The organism is Synechococcus sp. B60.1 (assembly GCF_047462555.1).
In the GTDB taxonomy this organism is placed as follows: Bacteria; Cyanobacteriota; Cyanobacteriia; order Thermostichales; family Thermostichaceae; genus Thermostichus.
Genome location: NZ_JANSJN010000001.1, coordinates 51,576 through 59,207 on the forward strand (window position 1 = coordinate 51,576; position 7,632 = coordinate 59,207).

Sequence of the window (7,632 nt, forward strand, 5' to 3'; positions counted from 1 at the left end):
CCTACCCGTTCTTCTCGAATGGATCCCACGATTACGAAATCTCCCGGGTTGGGCGCAGATTCGGCGGCAGCAGTCGGTGTTGGGCTGGCTGTTGCTGGGGCCGTCTTGGTCTGGCCGGGATCCGACTGCTTCAAGAGCTCCAAAACGCGGGCCAACTCCTGCTGAAAGAAGACAAAGGCCTCCCGCGATTGGTTAGCCACCTGGGCCAAGATCAGCCGATCCGGCTCTTCCAGGGGAATTTCCAGGAGGGGGGCCGGCCCTTTGAGGGTGACCCGAATGCTGGCGACCTCTTGGTTGATGAATTTATCCAGGTAGGGAAAGATGTTGAGAATGCAGTCTTGAAAGGATCCCATCGGCATAATGCGATTGTTCGTCAGCACCAAGTCGGCCCGCTCACAGCTAGCTCGATCCTCCATATCGATTTCCAGCGGCACCCGAAAAGATCCCAGGCTGGTGTTGGTGATGGTGACGTTAATGCCGTACACTTCCTGCCGCCAGCCGTGAATGATCTCCAGGCTAGGGCTGGTCACTTCCTCGGTGAAATACTCTCCGGCCCAGGCGGGGGATCCCCCTAGAGCCAGAGCCGAGAGCAACCCAGGGAGATAGTAAGTCCGTCTCCAATTCACCTCAACTTTCCCTCCCTTAACTCGCCGATGTCGGGGTAGAGCCAAATGCACCAGATGTTGCCTGCTGCCCTGAGATGGCAATAGCCTAGCCCTAGGGCTAGCACAAACCAAGAGGGGACAGCGCTTGTTTAGCGGCTTTCAACTTTATCTTCTCCTTGCTTGGCTCGGCAGCCGAGCGCCCATCTTCTGAGAAGCTCGCGGTTGCCTCTGCAGCGGATCCCCAGAAACCCTACTTGGATGCTCCTGCCGCTGCCGTTTTCCAACGGGTCAGGTGGGGGATCCCGTGTGCGATAGGATCAAAAGGTGCCGAAATCCTGAGGGCCTCGGATCGAGTGCGCCCGTATTCCTCACTTTTTCAGCAGTATGGCCAGATCTCCAGCTTTGTGGCTCAGTCGCCTCGCTTTTCTGCGAGGGCTGCTCTTTATCTTGGCAGTGGTGGCTGCCCTCGTCTATCTGGGCTTTAGCCGCGAAGTTCGCCTTGGCCTTGACCTCAAAGGAGGGACGCAGCTCACCCTGCAGGCTTTGCCTACGGAAGAGGTACCCGAGATCACCTCTGAGGTGATGCAGGGGGTGGAGGCGGTGATCCAGCAGCGGATCAACGGCCTGGGGGTGGCCGAGCCTCTGGTGCAGATCAGCGGCCAAGACCGCCTGTTCGTACAACTGCCGGGGGTGGCGGATCCGGATCGGGCCATTGCTCTTTTGGGCGATACGGCCCAGTTGGAGTTTCGCAAGGGCTTGGTGCCGGTCAGCGCCCTGCCCCGCAACGAGCGGGGGGAGATAACGGCGGGGGAGGATCCCGACGCCCTGTTTGAACGGGTCGGCCTGACAGGGGATCTGCTGCGCAACGCCTATCCCCAAGCCCCTCGTCGCGGATCCCAGAGCTGGGAAGTGCTGTTGGAGTTCAAGCCAGAAGGGGCAGAAAAGTTTACTCAGCTCACCCGAGAGTTGGCCGGAACAGGGCGTCCGCTTGGCATTTTTCTCGACGACGTGCTGATCAGCGCCCCCATCGTGGGGCCGGAGTTTGCTCGCACCGGCATTACCGGCGGAACGGCGGTGATCACGGGCAATTTCACGGTGGAAACCGCCACCGATCTGGCGGTGAAGCTCAAGGCGGGGGCGCTGCCGGTTCCCATTCGCGTCATTGAAAACCGCACCGTCGGGGCCACGTTGGGGGAAGAGAGCGTGCGCCGCAGCCTCTATGCCGGCATTGGCGGCCTGGTGCTGGTTTTTGTCTTTATGGTGGCCTACTACCGCCTGCCGGGGCTCATTGCCGACCTCGCTCTTCTCATCTACGCCCTCTGTACGTTTGCTCTGTTCCAACTGCTGGGGGTGACCATGACCCTGCCAGGGATCGCCGGCTTTATCCTCAGCATCGGCATGGCGGTGGATGCCAACGTGCTGATCTTCGAGCGCATCAAGGAGGAGCTGCGGGCGGGCAAGTCCATCTATAAGTCCATCTCGGAAGGGTTTAATCGCGCCTTCAGCAGCATCCTCGACAGCAACGTCACCACCCTTTTGGTCTGTGGCGTACTTTTCTGGCTGGGGATGGGGCTGGTGAAAGGCTTTGCCGTCACCTTGGCCATTGGCATTCTGGTAAGCTTTTTCACGGCCATCACCTGCACCCGCACCCTGCTGCTGGCGGCAATGGGGATCCCTGCCCTGCGCAAACCTGAGTTTTACGGCGTTCGCATGGAGGCGGCTCAATCATGACGGCGCAAGAGTTATCCCCCCCCGATCCGGCGGTGGGATCCCGGCGGTTGCTTGACTACCGCTTCGACATCGTCGGGCGCAGCAAGCTTTGGTTTACCCTTTCCCTGGCGGTGTTGCTGGTGGGGCTGGTCAGCATGGCCTTTTCTCTGGCCTCTCTAGGGACACCGCTGCGGCTGGGGCTGGATTTTGCCGGCGGCACCTTGCTGGATCTGCGTTTTGAGCGGCCTGTCACCACCGAAGAGCTGCGGCGGGCGCTGCAGGAACACAACCTGGGCAGCAGCATCATCCAACTGGACACCCAGACCAGTCAGGAAGCCTTGATCCGCATGCCCCCTTTGACTGAGCAGGAGCGCCTAGCGGTAGAGGAGACGCTGCGGCAACAGGTAGGCCCTTTTGAGCGCAACCTAGTGGAGACGGTAGGCCCGACGGTGGGGCGCTTGCTCTTGCGTTCCGGCCTCGTGGCTGTGCTCATCTCTTTTGGGCTCATTGTGGTGTATCTGGCCCTGCGCTTCCAGTGGGATTACGCGGTGTTTGCCATTGTGGCCTTGCTGCACGATGTGGTGCTGACAACAGGTCTGTTTGCCCTTTTGGGCCTAACGGTGGGCATGGAGGTGGACAGCCTGTTTGTGGTGGCGCTGCTAACCATCATTGGTTTTTCCGTCAACGACACGGTGGTTATCTACGACCGCATCCGGGAAAATCTGCGTCTGGTCAGCCGCAAGGTCAGCTTTGCCGAGGTGGTGAACCTATCTCTAAACCAGACTTTTGCCCGCTCTTTGAACACCACCCTGACAACGATGCTGCCCCTGGTGGCCATTGCCATTTTTGGGGGAGCCACCCTGAAGGGGTTTGCCATTGCTTTGCTCATTGGCTTTAGCTTGGGGGTCTATTCCAGCATCTTCATCGCCAGCCCTCTGCTGGTGTGGTGGCGGCAGCGGCGCTATGGCGGAAAAGGGGATCCCGAGGCGCTGCCTTCCGGCGCAGAGGGGTAGGGCGGCGGCAACTGCCTACCAGTGCAGCCGCTGTCCGTGGGCAACCAGGTAGCGCTGCAAGTCGGCCATCTTGCCCTGCGGCACAATCTGGGCCGGGATCAAACCGGGATCCTGGCTGTGCAACCAGGCTACGATGAGCCCCGCTGCTGAGCCGATGGTCCACTCGCCGTAATGGGTGCGGGTGGCGGCGTTGACGATGTGGCTGACGGCGATCCCTTTGCCGCCGATGAGCAGGTTATCCACTTTCTGGGGGATCAGGGCCTCTAGGGGGATGACGATGGGGCGGACGGAAAACTCGTTGACGGGCGCCGAGCTGGCCGACAGGGAAGGCTCCCAGTTGCGGTAGCGACAGCCGTGCATGTCGATGGCGTAGTGAGTCACCCCTACAGCGGTGGGGCTAAAGTCCCGTCCCCCGCTGGTGCCGACGCGGATGTCTTGCTCCAGCATCTGGAATTCCGCCTGGCCGTAGGCAGCTCGCCCCAGGATGCGCCGCCCCTCTCGGATGTAGGGGTAGAGGCTGAGGCCGGAGCGGGTGCCCAGCAAAGAGTCCTCGGCAAACACCAACGAGAGGGGATAGCCGGTGCGGGACTGAGTTTCCATCAGCCACTCGGCAAAGAGCAGGGCGTGGTTTTCTCCATCTTTGAGGGCGGAGACGTCCAGCCCCCCCAGCCAGTTGTGGCGCTGCCCTGAGGCCACCAGCCGCTCTTCTGTCAGGATTAGGGGCGGGTTCATGATCCCCCAGTCGTTGCCGCGGTTCCAGTTCACCAGGGTTAGATCCCCGGGAACCGGGGTGCCGTAAAAGGGATCTGTGCGGCCTTTGCTGACGATGCGGCGGTAGTTAAAAAAGCTCTGGCCGCTGAAGGTGGGAAACCCCTCCAGGTCGAACTGGCGGCGGTGCTCGGCGCGGGAGTAGCCTGGCTGCAACTGGGCCAGCTCGGCGCGGGAGCGCCCGCCATCGTCGTGGATGGCCAGCACGAAGGGAAAGGTAAAGGCCTGGGTACACTCCGGGTTGCTGGCCGGGGCGGCATTGGGCTCCCCCGTCAGATCTCGCCCTTCTGAGCCCAGCCGGTAGGGGATCCCCGCCCAGCCCACCAGCTCGCCGGTGTCGGTGGCGTCGATAACAAACAGGTGGCGGCCCGGTGGCGCCTGCAGCCGCAGCACCCGCTTGGCAAACACTTCCGTCTCCTGCCAGCTATACCAGCTCACCAATTCCCGCCACAGCCGCCCTGGCGGCACAAAATTGGGATCCCGCGGCTGCCGCTGCACGGCGTAGAGGCTCTCGATGCGGGAGCCGTCGGCGCTGAAGGTGGCCCCCTTAAAAGCGGTCTGGGTGGCCCAGCGACTCTGGGGAGCAGACTGAGCCGCCTGCCGCAGCCAGGTTTCCACCGCCTGCAGACCCGCCTGGGGCGGAAAACACAGCCCCCCTACCCAGCAACTGTTGATCTTGGTCACGCGGGTTCCCGGCGGGATCCCTGTCCAGGCGGGCAGATGCAGCGGCTGACTTTCGATCAGGGCCTTAAACTCCAGCCAGTGGCGGGAAAAATTGCCCCGCTGCCGCATGGGAAGGGACTCGTCGAGGGCCGATACCCCCTGCGAGGTGATCTGCCCCCCTAGCCAGGGGGTGAGCTCGATGAGGCAGGTTTGCACACCCCCCCGCATGGCTTGGCCTGCAGCCGCCACGCCTCCCAGGGATCCGCCCACCACCACCAGCTCGCACTCCCAGATCTCGTCCGGCGGCGGCAGGGGATCCAGCAGCGGCCAGCCGTGGGCCGTAAAACGGGGCACTTCCGGCTCTAGGGGGGCAACGGGAGATCCCCCTTCCGGCTGGGAGAGGGCGGCGAACCCCATCCCGGCCACAAAGCTCAGCAGTGACAGGAGCCCCAGCCCCAGAGCTCGTTTGTGGCTGAGTTGCTGCCGCGCCGCTGGGATCCCCTTACCGGCTGTCTTCACCTCAGTTTTGCCTCACACCCCAAGCTTTCTTCCGCAATGCTAGCGGGAGAACCCTTCTTGAGAAGAGCTGTTAAAGAGGTTGCATACCCTACCTCCCCATCCAGAGTAGCAGCAGCTTCGCTGACGTGCAGTACCATCCAGGTGCGCCTTCCTTCCCCCTAGGCCTAGGGCAGGGATCCATCGCAGGCCCGGCAAAATTGAGAAACGGGGAAGCCTTGTCGTCTCAGCCACTGGCCAGCGGCCTGGTCATCTTCGGTGACAGCAGGATCAAAGTGGGGATGGAGGCGCCCGACGATACAAGGATCCCTGCGCGTGTTGAGCTTCCAAGTTTGTTGATGAATAGGCCCCCCTTGAATGGCTGCGGGTGGCTCCGGATCCCCCAGATGGAAGTGCCGGACAAGGGGATCCAACCAGGTGCAATCGGGCATAAGCAACTTTTGAGCCCTGGATGGCAAGGGCTGGGTCGGTGCCTGGCGCTGGATTGGGCTTTTGTTGGTATCCTACGCGATAGCCTGTCTCCGCCTGCTGCTCCATGCTGACCTTGCAGACTGTGGCCGACCTGCTGCAAGTCCCTTTGCAGGGAGATCCCCACCTATTGGGGTTGCCGGTTCAGGCCCTTTGCACCGACAGCCGTCAGTTGCAGCCGGGATCCGTTTTTGTGGCGCTGCGGGGAGAACGCTTCGACGGGCACGACTTTATTCCGCAAGCCCTGAGCAAGGGAGCCGTTGCTGTCATCAGCCAGCGGCCAGTGGAGGGGCCCCACTTCCAGGTTCCCGATACCTTGACTGCCTATCAGCGCCTTGCCAGAGCCTGGCGGGAGCAATTTTCCATCCCGGTAGTGGCCATCACCGGCTCAGCAGGCAAAACCACCACCAAGGAAATGCTGGCGGCTGCTCTTTTGCGCTACGGCAGTGTTCTCAAAAGCGAGGCCAACCACAACAACGACATTGGGGTGGCGCAAACGCTGCTGCGGCTGCAACCAGAACACCAGTTTGCCGTTCTGGAGATGGCCATGCGCGGCCCTGGCGAGATTCGCCGCCTTGCGCAGATGGCTCGCCCCACCCATGCCTTGATTACTCACATCGGCACCGCCCACATCGGCAGGCTGGGATCCCGCGAGGCCATTGCTGCTGCCAAGTGTGAGCTGCTGCAGGAGTTGGGGCAGGGGGTGGCTGTACTCAATGGTGAGGATCCCTTGCTGTTGGCCACTGCCGCCAGCCTGTGGTCGGGACAAACCCTCACCTATGGCCTCGCCCAAGGGGACTTGCGAGGAGCATGGGATCCACAAGCCCAAACCGTAACCGTGGAGGGCCTGACCTTGCCGGTGCCCCTGCCCGGAAGGCACCACGCCCTCAACTGGATGGGGGTGCTGGCGGCTGTGCGCAGCTTGGGGCTGAATTGGGAGCGCCTGCAAGAGCCCCTTGACCTACCGCTGCCTCTGCAGGGGCGCAATCGCCATCTCAAGCTGGCTGGGGACGTGGAGATTTGGGATGAGACCTACAACGCTTCGCCGGAAGCGATGATCGCGGCTTTGCACCTGCTGGCTCAAACTGCGGGAAAACGGCGCTGGGCCATCCTCGGCCCAATGCGGGAACTGGGGGAGCATGCCCCACAGCTCTACGCAGAGGTGGGTCGGGCGGCTGCCTCCTTGGGACTGGAGCGGGTCTGGCTTTTGGATCCCGATAGGGAGATGCAGCCACTGGTTGACGAAAAGCCAGCCGCCGAGGTTGAACGCTTTGAGGAAGCTTCTGCCCTGGTGGAGGGTTTGCAGCAGCAGGTGCGGGCAGGGGATCGACTGCTGTTTAAGGCGGCGCGGGCCGTCGAGCTGGAGCGGGTGCTACACCGCTTTTTGCAGGCTTGGCAGGGATAAGCTAAGCTAAAAAGCAGTCGATAAGCGGCCTCCTATCGAGGCCATCGACCCGGAGCTTAACCACACCCTCTTCATAGCTGCACTTCTTCCGGACAGCATGTACCACAACCCTTCTCTGCGGGAAGAACCTCGCGATCAGCCTCCAGTAGTGCTGCCCTTACCCGGTAGCATTTCCATCCTCGACTGGTTGCGCCAGGAAGGCCGGTTGATCGAGCAGCCCATCGAAGTCCCTGACATTGTCCTCGAAGAAGACATCGACGATATCGACGATTTGATCGGCGATGGGTACGACGAGGACTTCGAGACAGAAGAAGAGTAGGCACGACGGCCGAGATCGTTACGAGATCACCAGCTCGTTGATCCCTTCGCCCGACACGTCGAGGGCGTCGGCTTTTTCGCTGCAAGTGGATCGCTAACTTGAGCAAACAAAACAATAGATGCAAACAAGCGTAACGGATCCCTCAGCCTCAAGGGATCTTTTTTT

At 61.6% G+C, this 7,632-nt stretch carries 7 protein-coding genes; 4 read left to right on the top strand and 3 right to left on the bottom strand.

Annotation, left to right across the window (positions count from 1 at the left end; all coding sequences use genetic code 11):
- The coding region (locus NW863_RS00255; protein ID WP_414363779.1) for a hypothetical protein at positions 1–626 on the bottom strand (626 nt) is incomplete at its 3' end.
- 363 nt (positions 627–989) lie between these two features.
- Here NW863_RS00255 and secD point away from each other — a divergent pair.
- Together secD and secF are read left to right on the top strand one after the other, a co-directional pair.
- Positions 990–2,336: a protein translocase subunit SecD gene (gene secD, locus NW863_RS00260; RefSeq protein WP_414363780.1), complete on the top strand. Its 1,347-nt coding sequence runs from the start codon at positions 990–992 to the stop codon at positions 2,334–2,336.
- Complete coding sequence (gene secF, locus NW863_RS00265) at positions 2,333–3,328, top strand: protein translocase subunit SecF (RefSeq protein WP_414333455.1); 996 nt, start codon at positions 2,333–2,335, stop codon at positions 3,326–3,328. The genes secD and secF overlap by 4 nt, the downstream gene beginning before the upstream one ends.
- A gap of 15 nt (positions 3,329–3,343) precedes the next feature.
- On the opposite strand, the gene NW863_RS00270 is transcribed toward secF, so the two are convergent.
- The gene (locus NW863_RS00270) at positions 3,344–5,278 is read right to left on the bottom strand and encodes an FAD-dependent oxidoreductase (protein WP_414363781.1); all 1,935 of its coding nucleotides are present in this window, start codon (positions 5,276–5,278) and stop codon (positions 3,344–3,346) included.
- Between the two features lie 164 nt (positions 5,279–5,442).
- Positions 5,443–5,706 carry a hypothetical protein gene (locus tag NW863_RS00275; RefSeq protein WP_414363782.1) on the bottom strand — a complete coding sequence of 88 codons (264 nt, stop codon included), beginning with the start codon at positions 5,704–5,706 and terminating at the stop codon, positions 5,443–5,445.
- Between the two features lie 104 nt (positions 5,707–5,810).
- Between NW863_RS00275 and NW863_RS00280 the strand changes: the two genes are divergently transcribed.
- Both NW863_RS00280 and NW863_RS00285 read left to right on the top strand, forming a co-directional pair.
- Positions 5,811–7,148: a UDP-N-acetylmuramoyl-tripeptide--D-alanyl-D-alanine ligase gene (locus NW863_RS00280; protein ID WP_414363783.1), complete on the top strand. Its 1,338-nt coding sequence runs from the start codon at positions 5,811–5,813 to the stop codon at positions 7,146–7,148.
- Between the two features lie 97 nt (positions 7,149–7,245).
- Complete coding sequence (locus NW863_RS00285; RefSeq protein WP_414363784.1) at positions 7,246–7,467, top strand: DUF3134 family protein; 222 nt, start codon at positions 7,246–7,248, stop codon at positions 7,465–7,467.
- Positions 7,468–7,632 lie beyond the last annotated feature (165 nt).